At 71.3% G+C, this 22,899-nt stretch carries 20 protein-coding genes and 1 tRNA gene; 8 read left to right on the top strand and 13 right to left on the bottom strand.

Going from position 1 to position 22,899, the window contains the following annotated elements; translation table 11 throughout:
* Positions 1-20: 20 nt before the first annotated feature.
* Both galK and galT read right to left on the bottom strand, forming a co-directional pair.
* Positions 21-1,220, bottom strand: a complete 1,200-nt coding sequence (gene galK / locus AC3RX0_RS15105; protein ID WP_491506811.1) for a galactokinase — start codon at positions 1,218-1,220, stop codon at positions 21-23.
* Complete coding sequence (gene galT, locus AC3RX0_RS15100) at positions 1,217-2,389, bottom strand: galactose-1-phosphate uridylyltransferase (protein ID WP_491506810.1); 1,173 nt, start codon at positions 2,387-2,389, stop codon at positions 1,217-1,219. The genes galK and galT overlap by 4 nt, the downstream gene beginning before the upstream one ends.
* A gap of 152 nt (positions 2,390-2,541) precedes the next feature.
* Between galT and AC3RX0_RS15095 the strand changes: the two genes are divergently transcribed.
* Positions 2,542-3,642, top strand: coding sequence for a LacI family DNA-binding transcriptional regulator (locus tag AC3RX0_RS15095; RefSeq protein WP_491506809.1), 1,101 nt, complete (start codon positions 2,542-2,544; stop codon positions 3,640-3,642).
* Here AC3RX0_RS15095 and AC3RX0_RS15090 read toward each other — a convergent pair.
* The 7 genes from AC3RX0_RS15090 to AC3RX0_RS15060 form a co-directional block, all read right to left on the bottom strand.
* Positions 3,585-5,042, bottom strand: a complete 1,458-nt coding sequence (locus tag AC3RX0_RS15090; RefSeq protein ID WP_491506873.1) for a chlorohydrolase family protein — start codon at positions 5,040-5,042, stop codon at positions 3,585-3,587. The genes AC3RX0_RS15095 and AC3RX0_RS15090 overlap by 58 nt on opposite strands.
* A gap of 2 nt (positions 5,043-5,044) precedes the next feature.
* The gene (locus tag AC3RX0_RS15085; protein ID WP_491506808.1) at positions 5,045-5,872 is read right to left on the bottom strand and encodes an ATP-binding cassette domain-containing protein; all 828 of its coding nucleotides are present in this window, start codon (positions 5,870-5,872) and stop codon (positions 5,045-5,047) included.
* Positions 5,869-6,726, bottom strand: coding sequence for an ABC transporter ATP-binding protein (locus AC3RX0_RS15080; RefSeq protein WP_491506807.1), 858 nt, complete (start codon positions 6,724-6,726; stop codon positions 5,869-5,871). Before AC3RX0_RS15080 ends, AC3RX0_RS15085 begins: the two co-directional genes overlap by 4 nt.
* On the bottom strand, positions 6,726-7,610 hold the full coding sequence (locus AC3RX0_RS15075; RefSeq protein WP_491506806.1) for an ABC transporter permease: 885 nt from the start codon (positions 7,608-7,610) through the stop codon (positions 6,726-6,728). Before AC3RX0_RS15075 ends, AC3RX0_RS15080 begins: the two co-directional genes overlap by 1 nt.
* Complete coding sequence (locus tag AC3RX0_RS15070; RefSeq protein ID WP_491506805.1) at positions 7,607-8,557, bottom strand: ABC transporter permease; 951 nt, start codon at positions 8,555-8,557, stop codon at positions 7,607-7,609. The genes AC3RX0_RS15075 and AC3RX0_RS15070 overlap by 4 nt, the downstream gene beginning before the upstream one ends.
* Positions 8,558-8,562: 5 nt before the next feature.
* Positions 8,563-10,206, bottom strand: coding sequence for an ABC transporter substrate-binding protein (locus tag AC3RX0_RS15065; protein ID WP_491506804.1), 1,644 nt, complete (start codon positions 10,204-10,206; stop codon positions 8,563-8,565).
* Positions 10,207-10,313: 107 nt separating this feature from the next.
* Positions 10,314-11,360: an amidohydrolase family protein gene (locus AC3RX0_RS15060; RefSeq protein ID WP_491506803.1), complete on the bottom strand. Its 1,047-nt coding sequence runs from the start codon at positions 11,358-11,360 to the stop codon at positions 10,314-10,316.
* Between the two features lie 100 nt (positions 11,361-11,460).
* On the opposite strand from AC3RX0_RS15060, the gene AC3RX0_RS15055 reads away from it, so the two are divergent.
* Positions 11,461-12,153: a FadR/GntR family transcriptional regulator gene (locus AC3RX0_RS15055; RefSeq protein ID WP_491506802.1), complete on the top strand. Its 693-nt coding sequence runs from the start codon at positions 11,461-11,463 to the stop codon at positions 12,151-12,153.
* 65 nt (positions 12,154-12,218) lie between these two features.
* On the opposite strand, the gene galE is transcribed toward AC3RX0_RS15055, so the two are convergent.
* Entirely contained in the window at positions 12,219-13,220 is a 1,002-nt protein-coding gene (gene galE / locus AC3RX0_RS15050) for a UDP-glucose 4-epimerase GalE (protein ID WP_491506801.1), read from the bottom strand.
* Position 13,221: 1 nt separating this feature from the next.
* Entirely contained in the window at positions 13,222-14,865 is a 1,644-nt protein-coding gene (gene pgm, locus AC3RX0_RS15045) for a phosphoglucomutase (alpha-D-glucose-1,6-bisphosphate-dependent) (RefSeq protein WP_491506800.1), read from the bottom strand.
* Positions 14,866-14,951: 86 nt separating this feature from the next.
* Here pgm and pheA point away from each other — a divergent pair, with 86 nt between their 5' ends.
* Positions 14,952-15,908 carry a prephenate dehydratase gene (gene pheA, locus AC3RX0_RS15040; protein ID WP_491506799.1) on the top strand — a complete coding sequence of 319 codons (957 nt, stop codon included), beginning with the start codon at positions 14,952-14,954 and terminating at the stop codon, positions 15,906-15,908.
* A 40-nt stretch (positions 15,909-15,948) separates the two neighbouring features.
* Here pheA and AC3RX0_RS15035 read toward each other — a convergent pair whose 3' ends face one another.
* Positions 15,949-17,001 carry an MsnO8 family LLM class oxidoreductase gene (locus AC3RX0_RS15035; protein WP_491506798.1) on the bottom strand — a complete coding sequence of 351 codons (1,053 nt, stop codon included), beginning with the start codon at positions 16,999-17,001 and terminating at the stop codon, positions 15,949-15,951.
* Positions 17,002-17,041: 40 nt separating this feature from the next.
* Positions 17,042-18,022, bottom strand: coding sequence for a diacylglycerol/lipid kinase family protein (locus AC3RX0_RS15030; RefSeq protein ID WP_491506797.1), 981 nt, complete (start codon positions 18,020-18,022; stop codon positions 17,042-17,044).
* 42 nt (positions 18,023-18,064) lie between these two features.
* Between AC3RX0_RS15030 and serS the strand changes: the two genes are divergently transcribed.
* The 5 genes from serS (at position 18,065) to AC3RX0_RS15005 (ending at position 22,851) form a co-directional block, all read left to right on the top strand.
* Entirely contained in the window at positions 18,065-19,330 is a 1,266-nt protein-coding gene (gene serS, locus AC3RX0_RS15025) for a serine--tRNA ligase (RefSeq protein WP_491506796.1), read from the top strand.
* Positions 19,327-20,235, top strand: a complete 909-nt coding sequence (locus tag AC3RX0_RS15020) for an HAD family hydrolase (protein WP_491506795.1) — start codon at positions 19,327-19,329, stop codon at positions 20,233-20,235. The genes serS and AC3RX0_RS15020 overlap by 4 nt, the downstream gene beginning before the upstream one ends.
* A 78-nt stretch (positions 20,236-20,313) precedes the next feature.
* Positions 20,314-21,498, top strand: a complete 1,185-nt coding sequence (locus tag AC3RX0_RS15015) for a metal-dependent hydrolase family protein (protein ID WP_491506794.1) — start codon at positions 20,314-20,316, stop codon at positions 21,496-21,498.
* A 21-nt stretch (positions 21,499-21,519) separates the two neighbouring features.
* Positions 21,520-22,620 (top strand): mandelate racemase/muconate lactonizing enzyme family protein, encoded by a 1,101-nt coding sequence (locus tag AC3RX0_RS15010; RefSeq protein ID WP_491506793.1) that lies wholly within the window; start codon positions 21,520-21,522, stop codon positions 22,618-22,620.
* A 146-nt stretch (positions 22,621-22,766) separates the two neighbouring features.
* A tRNA-Ser gene (locus AC3RX0_RS15005) sits at positions 22,767-22,851 on the top strand.
* Positions 22,852-22,899 lie beyond the last annotated feature (48 nt).

Below are 22,899 nucleotides of genomic sequence, written 5' to 3'. Positions count from 1 at the left end.
CGCGGAGCGCGGGCCGGCCCTCAGCCGTCGCGGCGGGCGCCGTCCGACGGGGTCACGGTGAACACGTGCGGCGCGCCGAAGCCGGCGGTCGCGAACGCGGACGCCGCGGCCTCGGCGACCGCGTCGACCCGACCGTGCGGCGTCAGCGCGATCGCCGCCCCGCCGAACCCGCCGCCGGTCATCCGCGCCCCGATCGCGCCCGCGGCCCGGGACGCCTCGACGGCGAGGTCGAGCTCGGGGGTGGAGATCTCGAAGTCGTCGCGCATCGACGCGTGCGAGGCGTCCAGCAGGGGGCCGATCGCGGCCGGTCCGTCGGATCGCAGCGCGCGCACGGCGTCGAGCACGCGTTGGTTCTCGGTGACGACGTGGCGCACGCGGCGGAAGGTCGTGGCATCCATCACCTGCTGCGCACGATCGAGGTCCGAGACCGACACGTCTCGCAGGGCGGACACGCCCATGAGGGCGGCTCCCCGCTCGCACGCGTCGCGGCGCTCGCGGTAGCCGCCGGTGGCGTGCGCGTGCGAGACCCGCGTGTCGATGACGACGATCTCGAGTCCCGCCGCGGCGAAGCCCAGATCGACGACGTCGGTGGCCAGTGTCCGGCAGTCCAGGAAGATCGCGGCGTCGGCGCGGCCGAGCATCGCGGCCATCTGGTCCATGATCCCGGTGGGCGCGCCGACGGCCTCGTTCTCGGCGCGGCGGCCGACCTGCGCGAGCGCGACGGGGTCGAGCCCTGCGCCCCAGAGGTCGTCGAGGGCGGATGCCACGGCCCCCTCGATCGCTGCCGACGACGACAGCCCTGCCCCGACCGGGACGTCCGAGGCGATCGCGATGTCGACGCCGGACGCGGTGACGATGGTGGCGGCCGCCCGCGCGGCCTGCCGCAGGGCCCACGCGACGCCCAGGGGATAGGCCGCCCATTCCGGCACCGCCGGCGTCTTCGCAGTGGGGAAGATCGCATCCAGCTCGTCGACGTGCACGACGACCTGGGCGTCGGCGAACGTCGATCCCACCCGGATGTCGCCCGTGCCGTTGAGGGCTGCGACGACGTGGGTGCGCCGGTCGATCGCGAACGGCAGCACGAAGCCGTCGTTGTAGTCGGTGTGCTCGCCGATGAGGTTCACCCGGCCCGGGGCCGACCAGACGCCGGCCGGGACGGTCTCGAACGACGTCGCGAACAGGGCGCGGGCCGCGGCATCTGTTTCCTTCCCGGCGGTCATCGGGCGACTCCTTCGAGCGCCGCTCGCAGCCGGGCTGCGGCGGTCTCGGGCGGGATGTCGGCGATCCAGGCGCCCATCGCGGCCTCGGACCCGGCCAGGTACTTGAGCTTGTCGGCCGCGCGGCGCGGGCTCGTCAGCTCGAGGTGCAGGCGGTAGGTGTCGCGGGCGATGTGCACAGGCGCCTGATGCCAGGCGGCGATGTACGGCGTCGGCGAGTCGTAGAGCGCGTCGACGCCGCGCAGCAGCAGCAGGTACAGACGGGCGAGCTCGTCGCGCTCGGCATCGGTCGTCTCGGCGAAGTCGGCGACGTGGCGATTGGGCATCAGGTGCACCTCGAGCGGCCAGCGGGCGGCGAACGGCACGAACGCGGTCCAGCGCAGCCCTTCGAGCACGACGCGCTCCGATGCGCGCTCGAAGTCCAGCACATCCTGGAACATCGTCGGGGCGGTGCGCTCGATGCTCGCGAGGGTGCGGATGGTGCGCGGCGTGACGTACGGGTAGGCGTAGATCTGCCCGTGCGGGTGGCCGAGGGTCACGCCGATCGCCTCGCCGCGGTTCTCGAACGGGAAGACCTGCTCGATGCCGGGCAGTGCCGACAGGGCGGCGGTGCGGTCGGCCCAGGCCTCGATCACGGTGCGGGCCCGGGTCTCGGTCTGCGTGCCGAACGAGCCGGTCGTCTCGGGGCTGAAGCACACGACCTCGCACCGACCCACGCTCGTGCGCTCACGGCCCAGGCCGAGCGCGGCGAGGTCGGCCAGATCCTCGGGGGGATTCACCGGCGCGGGCGTGGACGGCGTGCGCTCGGCCAGGGCGGGCCCGAACGACGGCGAGCGGTTCTCGAACACGGCGACGTCGTAGCGCGACGGGATCTCGCTCGGGTTGGCGGCCGACTGCGGCGCGAGCGGGTCGAGCTCGGCGGGCGGCAGGAACGCCCGGTTCTGCCGCGCCGCGGCCACCGAGATCCAGTCGCCGGTGAGCACGTCCTGGCGCATCGTGGCCGTCTCGGGGCGCGGATCGAGGGCGCGGGCGTCGATCGCCCGGTCGGGGCCGAGCGTCGTGCCCGGGTCGTCGTAATAGATGAGCTCGCGCCCGTCGGCCAGTCGCGCGGGGCGTTTGACGACGCCGGCGGCGAGGGTGGTCGGTCCGTCTGCGGGGACGTTCACGGGCATGTGCAGAACTCCTCAATGTTGACGATCACACGGTAGCAATCGCGCTGTGTTATCGTCAACACGGATGGATCACCGGAGTTCTGCACGGGGATCGGAGGCTCGACGGGGTCGGGGGCTCGGCAGGCGTCGGCAGGGTCGGGGAGGACGGGGACATGGCCGAATCGGTGCGGCGGGTGTCGATGGCGGATGTCGCCGCCCGCGCCGGGGTGTCGGGCCAGACGGTGTCGCGCGTCGTCAACGCGAGCCCGCGGGTCGACCCGGCGACCCGCGCCCGCGTCGAGCAGGCGATGGTCCAGCTCGGCTATCGGCTGCATCGGGGCGCGCGGGCATTGCGCACCGGGCGGACGCAGACGATCGGTCTGGTGGCCGCGAGTCTCGCGACGGTGGGCAATTCGCGGATGCTGCAGGCGGTGGCGGATGCCGCGGCCGCCCGCGGCTATGCGCTCGTGGTCGTGACGCTCGGCGCGGACCGGATCGGGACGGCCTTCGAACGGCTGCGCGACCAGGGCGTCGACGGCGCGATCGTGCTGAACGAGGCGACCGCGCTCGTGCGCGGAGCCGCTGTTCCCGACGACCTGCGCCTGGTCGTGGTCGACGCGCCGATCGCCGATCGCGCCGCCGGCGCACCCGAGGCCGCCGCGGCCGGCGGGTTCGATGTCGTCCAGACCGATCACGCCGGCGGCGCCCGGAGCGCCGTCGAGCATCTGCTGTCGCTGGGTCACGCGACCGTGCACCACCTCGCCGGCCCGAGCGGATCGTTCTCGGCCGATCAGCGCGAGCGCGGCTGGCGTGCGGCGCTCACCGCGGCCGGTGCGATGGCCCCCGAGCCGCTGCGCGGCGACTGGACCGCGGCATCCGGCCACCGCTTCGGCGAGACGCTCGCCGCCGATCCCGCGGTGACGGCCGTGTTCGCGGCGAACGACCAGATGGCGCTCGGCCTGCTGCGGGCGCTCGCCGAGACCGGTCGCCGTGTGCCCGAGGACGTGAGCGTGGTCGGGTTCGACGACGTGACCGACGCCGCCGAGTACCGCCCGCCGCTGACCACCCTGCGGCAGGACTTCGACACGCTCGGCGCCCGCGCCGTCGACATCCTGATCTCGGGCATCGAGGGAGTCGTGCCGCCCGTGGTCGAGACGATCCCGGCGCCCCTGATCGTGCGCGCGAGCACCGGCCCCCCGGTTCAGCCCGCCCCGGTTCAGCCCGCAGGAGGGAAGACCGGCGGGAACAGCTCGTCCACGCCGAGCCCGGCGTAGTCGCGCTCGGCGTACGAGGCGCGCAGCCGGTCGAAGATGCGCTGTCCGTCGCGGCGCAGCTGCTCGAGGTCGACACCCGGCAGCACGCCGTCCTGCATCACGACGCGGCCGGCGACCATCGAGAACACGGCGTCGCGGCCCGTGCCGGCGAGCACGAGCGTGCGGATCGGGTCCTCGACGGCGCCGGTGCGCGGGTCGTCGAGCCGGAACGCCACGAGGTCGGCGCAGGCCCCCGCCTCGATGCGCCCGAGGTCGGACCGGTGCAGGGCCGCGGCCCCGCCCAGGGTCGCCGCCTCTATGTACTCGGCGAGCGATCCGGTGGGCCGGTCGGGCCGCTGCGCCTTGGCCAGCGACACGCCCTGGTCGATCGAGCGGATCATGTCAGGCGGGAACGAGTCCGAGCCCAGGGCCAGGTTCACCCCGGCAGCCCGGTACCGCGCGAAGTCCTCGAGCCACATCGCGTAGCGCGCGTTGGTGAGCGGGCAGTGGACGATCGAGGCTCCGGATGCCGCGACCGCCGCCAGTTCGCCGTCGTCGGCGCCGTCCACCGAGCTGTGCAGGTCGAGATACGCCCCGTGCGCGATGATCAGCCGGTCGTTCAGCAGCCCGCACCGGGCGAGCACCTCGAGCTGGGTGGCGCCCGACTCGCGGCGGAAGTGCGCCCGCTCGCCGAGCCACTGGAACGCGTGCACGCGCACCAGCGCACCACGCTCGGCGCCGACCCGGCCGGTGGCGGCCAGCAGGCTCTCGCGCAGCGTCTCGATGCGGCAGGGCGCCAGCACCCCGGTGATGAGCGGATCGTCCCATGCGGCGACCGTGTCCAGAAAGCGCACGGCCTCGGCGAACCCTTCCTCGCCGCGCGCGTCGTCCCAGAAGATCTCCGGAGCGCCGTCGTCGGCCGTGATGTGCACGCCCGACCGGTACGACGGGCCCAGGAAGGCGCGGATGCCGAACTCCTGCGCCGCGCGGGCGACGTCCACGAGGTCGTCGTGGGTCTCGGCCCAGGCGGTGTGGATCTCGGACGCGATCGGCATGAAGCTCGTCACGCCGTGCAGGGCCAGCTGCGCGACGGCGTAGCGGCGCATCGTGCGGCGGTCCTCGGCGCTCAGCGCGCTCACCGGGTGCGCGGCCCAGGAGCGGGACCAGCGCAGGTGGGGCGAGGCATCCTCGTCGCTCCACGAGTCCAGCTGCAGGTGGTCGATGTCGGCGAGCCCCTCGAGATCGATGAGCCCCGGCATCAGCAGCGCTTCGCCCAGGTCCACGCGCTCGTCGGCCGGCGGGGCGTCGGATGCCGCGCCCACCCAGGCGACGCTGTCGCCGTCGACCAGCACGGCGCCGCGCCGCTGCAGCCGGAATGAGCCGCCGTGCGAGACGAGCACGTGGTCGGCGGTCAGCAGCATCGTCACGAGGCGAGCCGCTCGCGCCGCACCGGCTTCCACCCCGCACGCGGCACCGCCGCGCGCAGCGCGCGCGTGTAGGGCTGCACGGGGTTGGCGAGGATCTCGGCCGTCACCCCGGCATCCACCACTTTGCCGTTCTCCATCACGATCATGCGGTCCGAGATCTGATTGACCACGGCCAGGTCGTGCGAGATGAACAGGTAGCTGACCTTGCGGTCCTTCTTGATGTCGGCGAGCAGGTTGAGGATCTGCGCCTGGATCGAGACGTCCAGCGCCGCCACCGCCTCGTCGAGCACGATCACGGACGGGTTCGCCGCCAGCGCGCGTGCGATCGCGACGCGCTGACGCTGGCCGCCCGAGAGCTGGTGCGGGAACTTCTGCCAGAACATCGTGCCGAGCCCGACGCTGATGAGCACTTCCTGTGCCGTGCGCTTGGCGTCCTGCGGCGAGCGGTGCGCGTGCAGCGCGACCGACGACGCGATCGTGTCGATGATGCGCTGGCGGCCGTTCAGCGACGAGTACGGGTCCTGGAACACGTACTGCACCTCGCGCGCCCAGCGCCGGCGGTCCGGCAGCCGCCGCACGCCCTTCGCGCGCGACTCGCCGTTGACGCTCAGCTCGCCGGCGGTGAGGGTCTCCAGTCCCACCAGCATGCGCGCCACGGTCGTCTTGCCCGAGCCGGACTCGCCCACGATCGCCAGGCACTCGTCGGCGAACAGCTCGAACGAGACGCCGTCGACGGCGACGATCGGCTCGCCGTGCCTGACGCCCTTGGGCGCGGGGAAGACCTTGCGCAGGTCGTTCGCGACGATGATCGGATCCTCGCTCATGCCGTGGCCTCGGCTTTCAGTCGTTCGTGCAGATCACGGTCGTAGGTCAGCACCGGCAGCCGGTCGACGCGCTGGTCGATGTCGGGCCGGGCCCCGAGCAGTTCGATCGTGTAGGGATGCCGCGGCGCACTGTACACGTGCGCGCCCTGTTCGACGATCTCGCCGGCGTACATCACAGCCAGGCGATCGCAGCACGCGGCGGCCAGCTCGAGGTCGTGCGTGATGAACAGCAGCGACATGCCGCGCGCCTTGCGCTGCTCGTCGAGGATCGCCATCACGTCGGACTGGGCGGTCACGTCCAGCGCCGTCGTCGGCTCGTCGGCGAGGATCAGCCGGGGCTCGGCAAGAAGGACGCTCGCGATCATGACGCGCTGCAGCAGACCGCCCGACAGCTCGTGCGGGTACTGGCTGAGCCGGGCGCGGGCGCTGCGTACCCCGACCTCGTCGAGCAGCTGCACCGCACGGGCCTCGGCATCCTTGCGCGACACGCCCCGGTCACGGGTGAGCGCCTCGGTGAGGAAGTCGCCGACCGTGTGCACGGGGTTGATGTGGGCGCGCGGGTCCTGGAAGATCATGCCCACGTCGTTCTGCCGGTAGCGCCGCAGCGCCGCCGCGTTCATGCCGAGCACCGACGTCCCGTCGAACTCGATCGTGCCATCGACCCGGAACGCCCGGTCGAGCATGCGGGTGACGGCCCGGGTGGTCAGCGATTTGCCCGAACCGGACTCGCCGACCAGGCCCAGCGCCTCGCCGGGCGCGATCTCGAACGAGACGCCGTTCAGCAGCGTCTGCGAGCTGCGCTTGAGCTGCAGCGTCGCGCGGACGCCGTCGAGCTTGAGCAGTGGCGTGGTCATCACATGGACCTCGCATTCGAGACGAGGCGGTCGCCGATGATGGTGACGCACCAGACGATCAGCACGATCAGCAGACCCGAGGAGATGGCCTCACCGGGGTGCCCGCGCAGGGTGGAGTCGAAACCACTCTTGACCATGAGGCCGAGGTCGGCCGCCGGCGGCTGCACGCCCAGGCCCAGGAACGACACGGCCGCCAGGTCGATCACGGCGAAGCCGAGCGACGACACGGCCTGGGCGATGACGATCGGCTGCACGTTCGGCAGGATCTGCCGCGTCGTGATCGCCACGCCCGAGTGGCCCTGCAGCCACGCCGCCGACACGTAGGGCATGTTCCGCTCGCGCAGGGCCGCGCCGCGCACGACGCGGGCGACGTACGGCACGTAGGCCACCGCCAGGCCCCCGACCACGGTGAACAGGCTCGGACCCCACAGGGCCACGGCGATCAGGGCGAACACGATGCCGGGCACCGAGAACAGGATGTCGAGCACCCAGACGATGACGGCATCCGTCTTGTGCCCCCGCCACGCGGCCACGAGTGCCAGGATCACGCCGACGATGGTCGACAGCAGGATCACCAGCGCAGGGCCGACGAGCGTGACGCGGGCGCCGTACATGAGCCGGGAGAGGATGTCGCGACCCAGCGCGTCGGCACCGAGCAGGTGCGCGGCGCTCGGTCCAGACAGTGCCGATGTGAGGTCGGGGAAGTCCGGGTCGTACGGCGCCAGCAGCGGCGCGAGCACCGCGGCGAACACGATGACCGCGAGCACCGCGCACGCGATCGTGCCGAGCACGCCGAAACGGTCGACGTAGCGCTGCCACCACACCGCGGTCCGACGCTGCGAGGCATCCCTCGCGATGGCGAGGGTCGTGGTCTTCATGCTCATTTCCTGCTCCCCAGCGTGATGCGCGGGTCGATGAACGTGTACAGCACGTCGACGATCGCGTTGATCACGACGAACGCGACGACCAGCACGAGCACGACGGCCTGCACGACGGCGAAGTCGCGCTGCAGGATCGCCTTGACCAGCAGGCTTCCGAGGCCGTCGAGAGCGAACACGTTCTCGACGACGACGGCGCCGGCGATCAGGGTCGCGATCGTGAGCCCCATCACGGTCGTGATCGGGATGAGCGCGTTGCGCAGCACGTGCCGGCGGATGATCACCCCGGTCGACAGGCCGCGCACGGTGGCCGTCTGCACGTGCTCGCGCCCCTGCTCCTCGTTGACGGCCGCCTTCGTGATGCGCGCCAGATAGGCGGCGGATGCCACGCTCAGGGCGATCGCGGGAAGGATCAGGTGCCAGACGGTGTCGAGGCCGCCGCTGCCGACCCCGAACGTGGGGAACCAGCCGAGGTTGACCGCGAACAGGCTGATCAGCGCGACGCCGACGACGAACACGGGCGTGGACAGCCCGATCGCCGACAGCGACGAGATGACCTGGTCGCTCCAGCCGCCGCGCAGCGCGGCGATCGTGCCGAAGACCACGCCGACGATCGCGATGATGATCGCCGACAGGGCGATCAGGGCGACCGTCGTGCCCGCGCGGGAGTCGACGAGGGCCGACACCGGCTGCCGGTACACGATCGAGTACCCGAGGTCGCCGTGCAGCACGTCGCCGAGCCAGTTGACGTAGCGCAGGACGAACGGGTCGTTCAGGTGGTACTCCTTGGTCACCGCGGCGATCTGCGCAGGAGTGCCGCCGCGGGGACCGAGGATGTACGCCAGGGGACTGCCCGGGGCAAGGTACAGCAACCCGAACACGAGGAACGAGGTCACCAGCAGGACCAGGAGCAGCCCCCCGAAGCGGCGGACGATGTAAGAGCCGAGAGACATCGGTCCTACTCGGTGCCGCCGAGCGTGGCCGCCCACGGGCCGTACAGGTAGGCGAACGATGCCGTCGCGCCCGAGATCCGCTTGTTCTGGATCAGGGTCGTGGGCTCGTACGCCAGCGGGATCCACGGCACGCCCGCGGCGACCTTCTTCTGGATGTCGACCACCAGGGCCGCCCGCTTGGCCTCGTCGCTCGTCTGCAGGGCCTCAGCGATCTGCGCGTCGGCGTCCTTCCAGCCGATGTAGTCGTGCGAGTTGCCCGACTCGAAGAAGCTGTAGATGTTCAGCGGGTCGGCGAAATCCGAGTAGTTCGTCGTGAAGAAGCCGTCGAGGCCCTTGCGCGCCGCCGGGTCGAAGTAGAGGTTGCCGAACTGCTCGACCGGGATGACCTTGGTCTGCACGTCCAGCCCGATGGCCGTGCCCGCGGCCTGGATCAGGCTGGCGGTCTGCTCGTGCACGGCCGAGCTGCCCTGCACGGCCAGCACGATCGGCGTCTTGGGCGAACCCGCCTCCTTGACGAGCTCCTTGGCCTTCTCGAAGTCCTGCTTCGCGCTGAAGTCCTTGAAGGCCGCGGCGAACGCGTCCTTCTCATAGCCCCAGGTGTCGGGTCCGGCGAGAGTCGGGGCGGGGATGCCGGCGCCCTGGAACACGACCTTGGTGAGGGCCGTGCGGTCGATGGCCAGCGACAGCGCCTCGCGGATCTTCTGGTCGCCCATCGGGCCTGAGGGGTTGAACGGGGCAAGCGTCCAGAACACGAACGACTTGCCGAACGTCGTGGTCAGGTTGCTGCTCTTGCGCAGCTGCGAGAGCCCCGCCGGCGGCAGGTAGAAGAACTGGCCGTCGACGTCGCCGCTGCGCAGGGCATTGACCGCGGTGGACTCGTCGGCGATGAAGCTGAACGTGATCTGCTTCGTCTTGGGCTTGATGTTCGCGTCCCAGTACGCGTCGTTGCGCTCGATCGTCAGGCTCTTGCCCGAGCTCCACGCGCCGAACCTGAACGGGCCGGTGCACATCACACCGTCGGACGGGGTGCCGAGGCCCTGGCCGGCCTTCTCGGCGGCGGCCTTCTCCACGATGGCGCCGGCGGCCGATGCCATCGCCTGGGTGAACAGCACGTCGGGCTGCTTCATCGTGACGGTCACCTGCAGCGGGCCGGTGGCCTTCACCGACTCCACGTTGTGGAAGTAGTCGGACCAGTACGTCTTCGCGTCCGGCCCGACCTGGCGCCCGAGCGAATAGGCGACGTCCTCGGCGGTCAGGGTCTTGCCGTCCCAGAACTTCACGTCGGGGCGGATCGTGTAGACGATCGTCTTGTCGCCGTTCGAGCTCTCGACCTTCGTGGCCAGGCCCGGTTCGGTGGACAGGTCGGGCTTCATCCGCACGAGGCTCTCGCAGAGGTTCGCGTCGACCGTGTTCTCGGCGTAGTTCCAGGTGAACTGCGGGTCGAGCGACGACGGCTCGTAGGGCAGGTTCCAGTTGACGTTGTCGACCTCGGTCGTGCCGGCGGGGGTGCCCGCGGCCAGGTTCGCCATGTCGATCGTGGGTGCGGACGCGTTGTCGGTGGCGGCCTTGCCGGCGCCGCTGCATCCGGTCAGGGCAAGGGCTGCGACGGCGAAGGCGGCGACGCCCGCCTTGGTGAATTTCGAGACCACGAGAACTCCTCTGTGCTGTGGGGTCGGTGCTGCGGTTCGGTGCTGTCGGTGCTGCGGGTTGGTGCGGGATGCCGGGGTCGACGCGGGTGCGCCGGGTTCGGGTGCGTTCAGCAGACGTCGTGCCCGTTTCGCACGACGCGGGTGGGAGCAGGACGGTCGACGACGAGCTGTGCGATCGTCGGGGCGTCGAACTCGAGACGTGTCGGGCTCGTGGCCGTCACGTCGGATGCGAGGTCGGTGATGCCGAGCATGCGGGCGCCCTCGACGGTGGCGATGCGCCAGCAGCGCTCGAGGTCGGCGTCGGTGATGGCGCCGGTGCGGTAGCCGAGCAGATGCGCCCGGTCGACCATCGAGCCGGTGCCGAAGGGGCTCCAGCTGTCGCGCACGCCGTCGGAGCCTGCGACCACCTGCACGCCGTGCGACTCGAGCAGGGCCAGATCCGGCACGGGATCGGGGCCGAGCGCGCACGTGGCGATCCAGATCCCGGCTTCGGCGACCGCGTCGAGCGTCGAGCGCAGGCTCGGCAGCGTGCTGTCGCACAGGGCGAACGCGTGCGGGATCGTGACGTGGCCGCGCATGTCGGCGGCCCTCGTGCGGGCGGCGATCTCGCGGATCTCGGCCAGGCCCTCTTCGCCGCCGTCGTGCACGTGGATGTCGAGGTCGCGCCCGGCGCTGTGCGCCAGGCCGAACACCGCGTCCAGATGCCCGTTGAGGTCGTGGTCGACGCCGATCGGATCGATGCCGCCGACGATGTCGGCGCCCGCATGCAGCGACGCCGCCAGCAGGTCGGCGGCGCCCGGGTCGGTCAGCAGGCCGAACTGGGGAAAGCTGACGATCTGCACGTCCAGGGTCGGGATGCGCTCGGCGGCCGCGCGCACGCCCTCGACGTTGGCGAGCCCGACGGCGGTGCCGACGTCGACGTGCGCCCGCATGGCCAGCGTGCCGTTGCGGTGCGCGTGGCTCAGCAGCGCATGGGCCCGCTCCTCGACCGAGTGCGCGTACTCGCCCAGGGCCGCGAGGTTGTTGGCGATCAGGTCGGCCAGCGTGGCCGCGGGGCGCCGCTTCATCCAGGGGTCGGACCAGCTCGTCTTGTCGGGATGGATGTGCGCGTCGACGAGTCCCGCGGTGATCAGCGGACTGCGTTCGTCAGCCATTTGGGTTGCCTCCTGCGGCGTCGGTGCCGACACTCTGACGTTCTGCCATGAACATCAGATCTTCAGACGTAGGATCACCATACATGACTCAAGGATGAGAATGACACACATGGAACCGATCGAGCGCCGGTCGCTCGTTGACACCGTGGTGGGTGCGCTCCAGGCCCAGATCACGTCGGGTGAGTGGGACGTCGACGACCGCATTCCGACCGAGGCGGAACTGGTTGCACAACTCGGTGTGAGCCGATCCTCGGTGCGCGAGGGCGTGCGCTCGCTCGTGCAGCTCGGGCTGCTCGAGACCCGCCAGGGCCACGGCACGTACGTGATCGCGAAGGACGCCACGCAGGTCGCACTGCGACGGGCCCTCACGAACGCCGACGTGCGCGAGGTGATGCGCGTGCGTCGCGCGCTGGACGCGCTGGCCGCGCATGAGGCGGCCGAGCATCGCACCAACGCGGACCTCGCCCACCTGTCGAGCCAGCTCGAGGCACGCACCCGGGCGGCCCAGCGCGGCGACGAAGAGGCCTTCACCCGGCACGATGTGTCGTTCCACGTCGGCGTGGTCGCGGCATCCCACAACCAGCTGCTGGCGGGCATCTACGCCAGCTTCGACGCCTCGGTGTACACCGCGGTGCTCAGCAACGCCGTTCCCTCGATGCAGATCGACGGCACTCCCGTCGACAAGCACGCCGTGCTGCTGCGGGCGATCGTCGATCGGGATCCGGACGCGGCCGAGGCCGCGGCGCGCGGCATCGTCGTGCACAGCGAGGAGCTGATGGACGGCGCGGACTGACGGTCACGCCGGGTGCCGCGCCGCGATCGAGACGATCGCCGGGGTGGCCGCCGATGCCCGCGCGGTCACCGGGCGTCTGCGGTGCGGCGGGCGTCGGCGGCGCGGCGGGCGTCCCAGCCCGAGCGCACCATCTCGTCCACGGTGTAGCGGTTGGCCCAGTCCAGGTCGCGGGCGGCCAGCTCCCCGGTCGCGACGATCCGGTCGGGGTCGCCGGGCCGGCGCGGCGCGATCTCGGGGTCGAAGGCGATCCCGGTGACGCGGGCCATGGCATCCATGATCTGCTTCACCGACAGCCCGTTCTGCGACCCGAGGTTGTAGGCCGGTTCGATCGGTGCACCCGCGGCGAGCCGCTGCGCGGCTTCGACGTGGGCGGCGGCGATGTCGGCGACGTGCACGTAGTCGCGCACGTTCGTGCCGTCCGGCGTCGCGTAGTCGTCGCCGAAGATCTTCGGCGTACGGCCGGCCAGCAGCGCCTCGAACACGAGCGGGAAGAGGTTGTGCGGGCTCGTGTCGTAGACCGACTCGTCGCCGGAGCCGACGACGTTGAAGTAGCGCAGCGACGTGTGCCGCAGGGGATGCGCCGAACCGGCCGTCGCCACGCCCTGGTCGGCGATGAGCCACTCGCCGATGAGCTTGGACTCGCCGTACGGCGAGGCGGGTCGCTTGGGCAGGTCCTCGGTCACCAGCGGTACGTCGGGAGTGCCGTAGACGGCCGCCGACGACGAGAAGACGAGGTTCGTGACGTCCCCGGCCTCCATCGCGTCGAGCACGATGCGCGTGCCCTCGACGTTCTGGGCGTAGGTGTGCAGCGGGCGCTGCACCGAGACGCCCGCGTACTTGTAGCCGGCGACGTGGATGACCCCGCGCACGTCGTGGGCGCGCAGCGTCTGGGCGACCAGGTCGCGGTCGAGGATCGAGCCGCGCACGAACGGGACGCCGGCCGGCACGAACTCCGCATGCCCGCTGGACAGATCGTCGATCACGACGGGGTCGAGCCCCGCCGCGGCCAGCGCGCGGACGATGTGGCCGCCGATGTACCCGGCTCCGCCGGTCACAAGCCAGGTCATGTCACTCCCCGCCGAGGGCGGCCGCGACCACGGTGCGGGCCTCGTCCTGCACCTGACGCAGGTGGTCGGGGCCGCGCAGCGACTCGGCGTACAGCTTGTAGACGTCCTCGGTGCCCGAGGGGCGCGCGGCGAACCACGCGTCGGCGGTCTGCACCTTGAGGCCCCCGATCGCCGCCCCGTTGCCGGGCGCGCGCGAGAGCTTCGCGGTGATCGGCTCGCCGGCGAGCTCGGTCGCACTCACGTCGTCGGGCGACAGCCGGGCCAGCGCCGCCTTCTGCTCGGGGGTGGCCGGGGCATCCACCCGCTGATACGCCGACGCGCCGAACTCCGCCTCGAGCTCCGCGTAGCGCTGCGACGGCGTCTTGCCCGTGACCGCCAGGATCTCGGAGGCCAGCAGGCACAGCAGGATGCCGTCCTTGTCGGTCGTCCACACCGTCCCGTCGGTGCGCAGGAACGACGCCCCCGCCGACTCCTCGCCGCCGAACGCGACCGAGCCGTCCAGCAGCCCCGGCACGAACCACTTGAACCCCACGGGCACTTCCAGCAGGGGGCGATCGAGGGATGCCGCGACGCGGTCGATGATCATCGACGAGACGAGCGTCTTGCCCACCGCCGCGTCCGCCGGCCAGTGCGGACGGTGCGAGAACAGGTGATCGATCGCCACGGCGAGATAGTGGTTGGGGTTCATCAGCCCCGCGTCGGGCGTGACGATGCCATGCCGGTCGGCGTCGGCGTCGTTGCCGGTGAGGATGTCGTACTCGTGGCGGCGCTCGACCAGCGCCGCCATCGCCGAAGGAGAGGACGGGTCCATGCGGATCTTCTCGTCCCAGTCCAGGGTCATGAACCGCCACGTCGGGTCGACCTCGGGGTTGACGACCGTGAGGTCGAGTTCGTACATCTCGCCGATCAGGGCCCAGTAGTCCACCGACGCGCCGCCGAGCGGATCGGCGCCGATGCGGATGCCGGCCCGCCGGATCGCTTCGACGTCGATGATGTTCTGCAGGTCGGCGACGTAGTTCTGCCGGAAGTCGTAGCGGCCCAGCGCATCGGCGTCGATGTCGGCGTAGCGGACCCGCTTGACCTCGTCGAGGCCGCCGGCGATCAGCGCGTTCGCCCGGTCGGCGATCCACCCGGTCGCGTCGGTGTCGGCGGGGCCGCCGTTCGGCGGGTTGTACTTGAAGCCGCCGTCGGCGGGCGGATTGTGGCTGGGCGTGACGACGATGCCGTCCGCACGACCCGGGTCCGAGGCATCCCGATCCCGATTGTGGGTGAGGATCGCGTGGCTGAGCGCGGGCGTCGGGGTCCACGAGTTGCGGGAGTCCAGGCGCACATCGACGCCGTTCGCGACGAGCACCTCGACCGCCGTGCGCTCGGCCGGGCGCGACAGCCCGTGCGTGTCGCGGCCCAGGAACAGGGGACCGGCGATGCCCTGCCGGTTGCGGTAGTCGACGATGGCCTGGGTAGTGGCCAGGATGTGGTCCTCGTTGAAGCTCCGGTTCAGCGACGACCCGCGGTGGCCGCTGGTGCCGAACACCACCCGTTGCGCGGCGATCGCGGCATCGGGCCGCAGATCGTAGTAGGCGTTGATCACCTCGTCGATGTCGATCAGGTCGGACTCTTGCGCGGGCTGTCCTGCACGGCTCATTCCCCCAGTCTGCCTTCTTCGTGCCGTGCGTGACACTGTGAAGTCGACATCGGGCGGTGCCGAGGCGCCGCGGATAGGCTGTCACGGTGAACTCCGACGCCCAGGCCCACCGCCGCACCTACAGCTATCTCGGGCCGGCCGGCACGTTCACCGAGGCGGCGCTCGCGCAGGTGCCCGAGGCCCGTGGGCAGAACTGGCGCACCGTGAACAACGTGCCCGAGGGGCTCGCCGACGTCGTCGAAGGACGATCGGATGCGGCGATGATCGCGATCGAGAACTCGGTCGACGGCGGCGTGTCGACGACGCAGGACGCGCTGGCGACGATCCCCGGCTTGCGGATCATCGGCGAGTACCTCGTGCCGGTGCAGTTCGTGCTCGTCGGCAAGCCCGGCACCGCGCTCGCCGACGTGCGGACGATCGCGGCGCACCCGGTCGCGTATGCGCAGTGCCTCGACTGGCTGGGCGCGCACATTCCGGCGCACGCCCACCTTCCGGCATCCAGCAACGTGGCCGCAGCCCTCGAGATGCTCGACGGGACGACGCACGCGGATGCCGCGATCGCGCCCCCCGGGATCGTCGAGCACCACGATCTCGAGCTGCTGGCCGAGAACATCGGCGACAACCCCAAGGCGGTCACCCGGTTCGTGCTGGTGGGGCGCACCGTCGCACCGCCGCCGCCCACCGGCGCCGACAAGACGTCGCTCATCGTCGAGCTGCCCGTCGACCGGCCCGGCGCCCTGCTCGACATGCTCGAGCAGTTCGCCACCCGTGGCATCAACCTGTCGCTGCTGGCCTCGCGCCCGATCGGCGACGAGCTGGGCCGCTACCGGTTCGTCATTGACGCCGACGGCCACGTGCTCGACGAGCGCATGGCCGACGCCCTGCTCGGGCTGCGCCGCTTCAGCCCGAAGGTCGTGTTCCTCGGCTCGTACCCCCGCGCCGATCGGGTCATCGTGCACTACCCCGAGCGCTACGCCGACGAGGTCTTCGTCGAGGCGCGGGACTGGTTGCGCGCGCTCATCTCGGGCGAGCCCGAGGCCTGAGGCATTCAGGCAGGACGAACGGGGCACAGGCAGAGGCGGCTCAGCCCAGCTCGGCCGCCAACAGCTCGAGGGTCTGCACCCGACCGGGGGCGGCATCCGTCGGCTCGCCCTCGTACGCGCCGGCGATCGGCGAGATCATGACCTCGTCGACCTGCCAGGTCGCGGCGAAGTCCCGCAGCAGTCCGGCGACCTCGGCACCCGTGCCGACGAACCACTTCGCGCGCATGGACTGCATGATCGACTCGGCCATGCCGTCCAGCGGCGCGGCCTTGGCCTGCTCGACGGTCTCGAGCGCCTGCAGCGGCTTGTTCGTGCGCAGTCGGGCCATGCTGCGCAGCTGCGGCAGCGCGCGCTCTTCGGCCTCGGCGGTCGTGGCGGCGGCGACGGCGTTCACGGTGAGGAACGTGCGCGGCTCAGGGTGCGTCTCGCTCGGCTGGTACTGGCTGCGGTACAGGCCCAGCGCGCGCTCGAGCCCTTCGCCCGAGAAGTGGTTGGCGAACACGTACGGCAGTCCGAACGACGCCGCCAGCTGCGCCGAGTAGTCGCTGGATCCGAGCAGCCACACCTCGGGCGAACCGGTCGCCGCCGGGGTCGCGTGCACGTCGTAGGTGTTGCCGCTGGTGAACTGCAGCGCGGCGCCGGCAGGGCTGGCGAGCCGGGTGATGTCACGCACGTGCTCGGGGAACCGCTCGACGTCGCTGGTCGTACCCGACATGCGCAGCAGCTGCGTGATGATCGGATCGCTGCCGGGCGCCCGCCCGATGCCCAGGTCGATGCGCCCGGGAGCCAGCGCCTCGAGCGCGGCGAACTGCTCGGCGACCACGAGCGGCGAGTGGTTCGGCAGCATCACGCCGCCCGAGCCCACCCGGATGCGCGTCGTGCGCGCAGCGGCGGCCGCGGCGAGCACGGGAGGGGTGGTGGATGCCACGGCCGGCATGTTGTGGTGCTCGGCGAACCAGTACCGGCGCAGTCCCAGCGCGTCGGCGCGGGCGACGAGCGCGAGGGATGCCGCGACCGCCTGTGCACTGGTCTGCCCGGTGCGCACCGGCACAAGGTCGAGGACGGACAGGGCAGGGGCCGGTGCGGTACTCATCCCTTGTGGCAACCCGGCCCTCCCGACGGACATTCCCGCCTCAGGCCGCCTTCGGCACCGACAGCAGCAGCCCGCCCGGGACGATCCGGCAGTTCACCCGCACCGCTCGCCCGAACTCGTCGCCGTCCAGCTCGACCGGCTGCGCGGTCTCGACGCCGGCGTCGACCGACGCCCCGCGCAGGTAGTGCACCGACGAGTCGCGGCGCCGATCGACGATGCGCCTGCCTGAGCGGGTGCGCCGCAGCACGCTGTTGTCCCACCACACCTTGCGCCACACGCCGAGCCATCCGAACCAGCCCGTCGGCTGGATCAGGGCGATGTCGAGCATGCCGTCGGTCATCGAGGCGTCGGGCACGAGTTCGATGCCGGCCGGCAGCGCCCCGCAGTTCGCGAACAGCATGCTGTGCATCCTGACCGAGTGCAGCCGGTGCCCGTTCATCTCGTAGACGACGCGGAACGCCTTCGCCCCGGGCAGCGACCGCGCCGCGCCGTCGACGTAGGCCACCCAGCCGACCGTCTTCTTCAGCTGTGAACGGGTGTTGGCGATCATCGCCGCGTCCAGTCCGATGCCGGCCATCACCACGAAGGCGTGCTCGTCGGTCGTGCCGTCCTCGCGGGTCATCCGCATGATGCCGATGTCGATCGCGCGCTCCTGGCCGCCGAACGCGGCGGCGACGGCGGCGTCGGGGTCGGTCAGCGGCAGCTCGAGGTTGCGGGCCAGCAGGTTGCCGGTGCCGCTGGGCACGATCGTCAGGGGCACCCGGCTCGACACGAGCGCCTCGGCGACCGCACGGACGGTGCCGTCGCCGCCGGCCACGAGCACGGCGTCGGCGCCCTCGCGCAGCGCGCGGGCCGCGGCATCCTGCCCCAGATCGTCGGGCGTGGTCTCGAAGAACAGCGGCGGCGCCCATCCTGCTGTGCGGCCGGCCTTCTCGACCCGGTCGCGCAGGCGCGCGGCGTCCACCTTGGTGGGGTTGTAGATCAGCGCGCAGCGCCGCTTGCGCCGCTCGCCGTCTGCCATGGCTTCACGATACCGGTGCGGGGCCCTGACTAGACTTGTCGGATGATCGATCCCGTGCTCCTCCGCGAGAATCCCGAGCTGGTCAAGCGTTCTCAGGTCAAGCGGGGCGAGTCGTCGGAGTCGGTGGATGCCGCGTTGGCGGCCGACGCGGATCGCCGGGCCGCGATCACCGCGTTCGAGCAGCTGCGTGCCGAGCAGAACGCGCACGGCAAGCTCGTGGCGGCGGCGCCCAAAGAGGACAAGCCCGCCCTGGTCGCGCAGGCCAAGGACCTGAGCGCCCGTGTGAAGGAGGCGCAGCAGGCCGTCACCGAGGCCGAGCAGCGTGCGCACGAGGTGCTCTCGCAGATCGAGAACATCGTCATCGACGACGTGCCCGCCGGCGGCGAGGAGAACTTCGTCACGCTGCGCACGCACGGCGACATCCCGACGTTCGACTTCACCCCGCGCGACCACCTCGAGATCGGCGAGCTGCTCGACGCGATCGACATGGAGCGCGGCACCAAGGTCTCGGGCAGCCGCTTCTACTTCCTCAAAGGCGTCGGCGCACGGCTCGAGTACGCGCTCATGTCGCTCGCGCTGAACCGCGCCGTCGAGGCGGGCTTCGTCCCGATGATCCCGCCGACGCTCGTGCGCCCCGAGGTCATGGAGGGCACCGGGTTCCTCGGTCAGCACTCCGACGAGGTGTACCGGCTCGAGAAGCAGGACCTGTACCTGGTCGGCACGAGCGAGGTGCCGCTGGCCGGTTATCACATGGACGAGATCCTCGACCTGACCGCCGGCGCCAAGCGCTACGCCGGCTGGTCGACCTGCTACCGCAGCGAGGCCGGCTCGTACGGCAAAGACACCCGCGGCATCATCCGCGTGCACCAGTTCAACAAACTCGAGATGTTCGTGTTCACCGAGCCCGCCGACGCCGAGGCCGAGCACCTTCGGCTGGTCGGCATGCAGGAGCGCATGCTGCAGGACCTCGGCCTGTCGTACCGGGTGATCGACGTGGCCGCCGGCGACCTCGGCTCCTCGGCCGCCCGCAAATACGACATCGAGGCGTGGGTGCCCACGCAGGGCGCGTACCGCGAGCTCACCTCGACGTCGAACTGCACGACGTTCCAGGCGCGGCGGCTCGACATCCGCTACCGGCCCGACGGCGGCAAGACGCAGCACGTCGCGACCCTGAACGGGACGCTGGCGACCACCCGCTGGATCGTCGCGATCCTCGAGACGCACCAGCGCGCCGACGGCTCGGTCGTCGTGCCCGACGTGCTGCGACCGTACCTGGGCGGACTCGAGGTGCTGGAGCCGGTGGCGTGACCCGGTTCCCCGAAAGCCTCCCCGACAGTCTCCCCGACACCGGCGACATCGAGGTCGACACCCAGGCCGAGACCGCGCAGGTCGTCGACGATGTCGCTGCGCACGTCGCGACCCGCATGCTGATCGCGCTCGACGTCGACGGCACGGTGATCCTCGAGGACGATTCGCTCAGCCCCGGAGTGGTGGATGCCGTGGCCCACGCGCAGCGCGCCGGCCACGAGGTGATGCTGGCCACCGGGCGCAGCTGGGAGGGCACCCGCGGCATCCTCGCGGCCCTGGACCTCACGCCCGAATACGTCGTGTGCTCGAACGGCGCGGTCGTGATGCGCCGCACCGACGACGGGCTCGCGGCGTACGAGCGGTTCCACACCGAGACGTTCGACCCGGCCCGGGTGCTGTCGATGCTGCGCGAGCACGTCCCCGACGCCCACTACATGGTCGAGCTCGCCGACGGCCGGCGCCTGTACACCGATGCGATGGACGACTGGAACCTCTCGAACGCGCAACAGGTGACCTTCGACGAGCTGGCGATGCGGCCGGTCTCGCGCGTGGTCGTGGTCTCGCCCGGGCAGACCGAGCAGGACTTCATCGACCTGGTGCGCCGGATCGGGCTGAACCAGGTCTCGTACGCGATCGGCTGGACCGCGTGGCTCGACATCGCCCCGATGGGCGTCGACAAGGCCAGCGGGCTCGAGCTCGTGCGCGGGTGGCTCGACATCGACCCCGCGCACGTGCTGGTGATCGGCGACGGACGCAACGATCTGCGCATGTTCCAGTGGGCGAAGGATGCCGGGGGTCGTGCGGTCGCGATGGCCCAGGGCCCGCAGGAGGTGCGGGATGCCGCGGGTGAGACGACGCTGTCGGTGATGGACGGCGGCGTCGCCGCGATCCTCCGCCGGCTGTGACCCTCGGCCGTTGAGCGAGCGAGGCGAGTCGAAACGACGCACCGAGTCGAAACGACGCCCCGAGTCGAGAGGAACGACATGCGAACCGGATCACTGACGATCACCGGGGGACGCGTGTGGGACGGCGAGGGCTTCGCCGCCCGCGACGTGCACATCGTCGACGGGCGCGTGAGCGAGCGGCCCGCCGACACCGGCCAGACGCTCGACGCCGCCGGGCGCTGGGTCGTGCCGGGGCTCATCGACGCGCACTTCCACGCGTACGCGACGAGCATGGACGGGATGGAGAACGAGCGCGGCCCGCTGAGCTTCACCGCCATCAACGGCGCGCGCCGGCTCGCGAGGGCGCTGCGCCGCGGCTTCACGACCGTGCGCGACGTCGCCGGCGGCGACATCGGTCTGGCTCGGGCGATCGACGCCGACCTGTTCTCGTCGCCGCGCTACCACTTCACCGGCCCTGCGCTCAGTCAGACCGGCGGGCACGGCGACCCGCGCTCGGCGCACATCGACACGTGCTTCTCGCACGGGCACATGTGCGAGCTCGTCGACGGCGTCGACGCGCTGCGCCTGGCCGTCCGCAATCGCCTGCGCACCGGTGCGCACGCGATCAAGATCATGACCTCCGGCGGCGTGTTCTCGCTCGTCGACCCGATCCGCAACCCGCAGTACTCGGCCGAAGAGGTGCGGGCGGTGGTCGAAGAGGCCACCCGGCGCGGCAGCTATGTCGCCGCACACGCCTATTCGTCCGAGGCCGTCGTCCACTCGATCGACAACGGCGTCCGGTCGATCGAGCACGGCAACCTGATCGACGCGGCCACCGCGGCGCGCATGGCCGAGCGCGGCGCGTTCCTCGTGCCGACCCTCGCCGCCTATGACGCGATGGATCGCCGCGGGGCCGCGATCGGACTGAACGAGACGTCGCTCGCCAAGAACGCCGAGGTGCTCTCGAAGGGGCAGGAGGCCGTGCAGCTCGCGCTCGCCGCGGGGGTGCGCGTCGGGTTCGGCACCGACCTCATGGGCGATCTCGAAGACGACCAGCTGTGCGGCGTGCGCCTGCAGGTCGAGGCGAGCGGGGCGGCGGCGACGCTGCGCTCGATGACGGCCGTGAACGCCGAGCTCATCGGCGATCCTGCGCTCGGGCATCTGGATGCCGGGGCCTACGGCGATGCGCTGGTCCTGGCATCCGACCCCCTCGCCGAGCCCGCGGCGCTGTGGGAGCCCGACGCGCGGGTGGCCGTCGTACGCGGCGGCAGAATCGTCGAGTAGCGGCGGACCGAAGGAGAGAGCGTGCGCATTCAGCGGATCCGGCTGTACGGCTACGACCTGACGTACCGGCACGGCACCTACGTGATGTCGGGCGGGCGTGCCGCGAGCACCCAGCCGGCGACGGTCGTGGCCGTCGAGACCGACGACGGGCTCGTCGGGTGGGCCGAGGTCGCCACCCTGGGCGGCACCTATCTGCCGGCCTTCGCCGAGGGGGTGCGCGCGGCGCTGCGCGAGCTCGCCCCCGCGCTGATCGGTCACGACCCGCTCGACCTGCGCGGCGCGCACCTGCTCATGGACGGTGTGCTGCTCGAGCAGCGCGCGGCCAAGAGCCCGATCGACATCGCGCTGTGGGATCTGCTGGGCCAGCGCGCCGGGCTGCCGATCTCGGGCCTGACCGGCGGCATCCAGAACCCCGACTTCCCGCTCTACGAGGCCGTGCCGCTCGAGGCTCCCGACCGGATGGTCGCGTTCGTCGAGGCCCGCATGGCCGAGGGCATCCGCCGCTTTCAGCTCAAGGTCGGCAACGAGCCCGAGCTCGACGCGCAGCGCACCCGCGCCGTGGTGGCCGCGGTGCCCGACGACGTCGTGGTCCTGGCCGACGCGAACGGCGGGTGGGACGTGCACGACGCCCTCACGGCGGTGCGGCTCATCGGCGACATCCCCGTCTACATCGAGCAGCCGTGCAGGACGCTGGACGACAGCATCCTCGTCTCGCGGCACATGCCGCAGCAGCTGATCCTCGACGAGAGCATCGTGACGCTCGAGGACCTGTACCGCGCCAAGCACGAGGCCGGCATTTCGGCCGTAAACCTCAAGTACTCGCGCGTGGGCGGCTTCTCGGCCGCGCTGCAGCTGCGCGACGCCGCCCAGAGCCTCGGGCTCAAGGTGTCGATGGAAGACACCTGGGGCGGCGACCTGGCCGCGGCCGCCGTCAACCACCTGGCCGCCACCACCGACCCGCGAGCCCTGTTCAACGTCTCGTCGTACAACGACTGGACCAACGAGCACATCGCCGGATACCAGCCGCGATCGGTCGACGGCCGGGCGCGGGCGATCACGGCGCCGGGGCTCGGCGTGCAGGTCGACGAGAGCCTGCTGCGGCCGATCGCCGAGATCGAGTAGGTTCAGCTGCCGCACAGCAGCCATTGGCGTCGCGCATAGCAGGCCTCCAGCCTGCGGGAGCATGCTCGCTCTGTTGAAAAGACGGGGTTCGACGGCCGGGTTCGACGGTCGACTAGACTCGACCCGTTCCGGCGGGGTTCTGCCGGGGAGGGTTGTCCGAGCGGCCGAAGGATCTGGTCTTGAAAACCAGTGGGCAGCAATGTCCCGTGGGTTCGAATCCCACACCCTCCGCAACATGACGGTGTGACTCGAATCCGCCGCCTCCGGTCCCTGCCGGCG

The organism is Microbacterium sp. W1-4-2 (assembly GCF_058349885.2).
The sequence above is the reverse complement of the archived record's forward strand: the minus strand, read 5'-3'. Positions and strand labels throughout refer to the sequence as shown.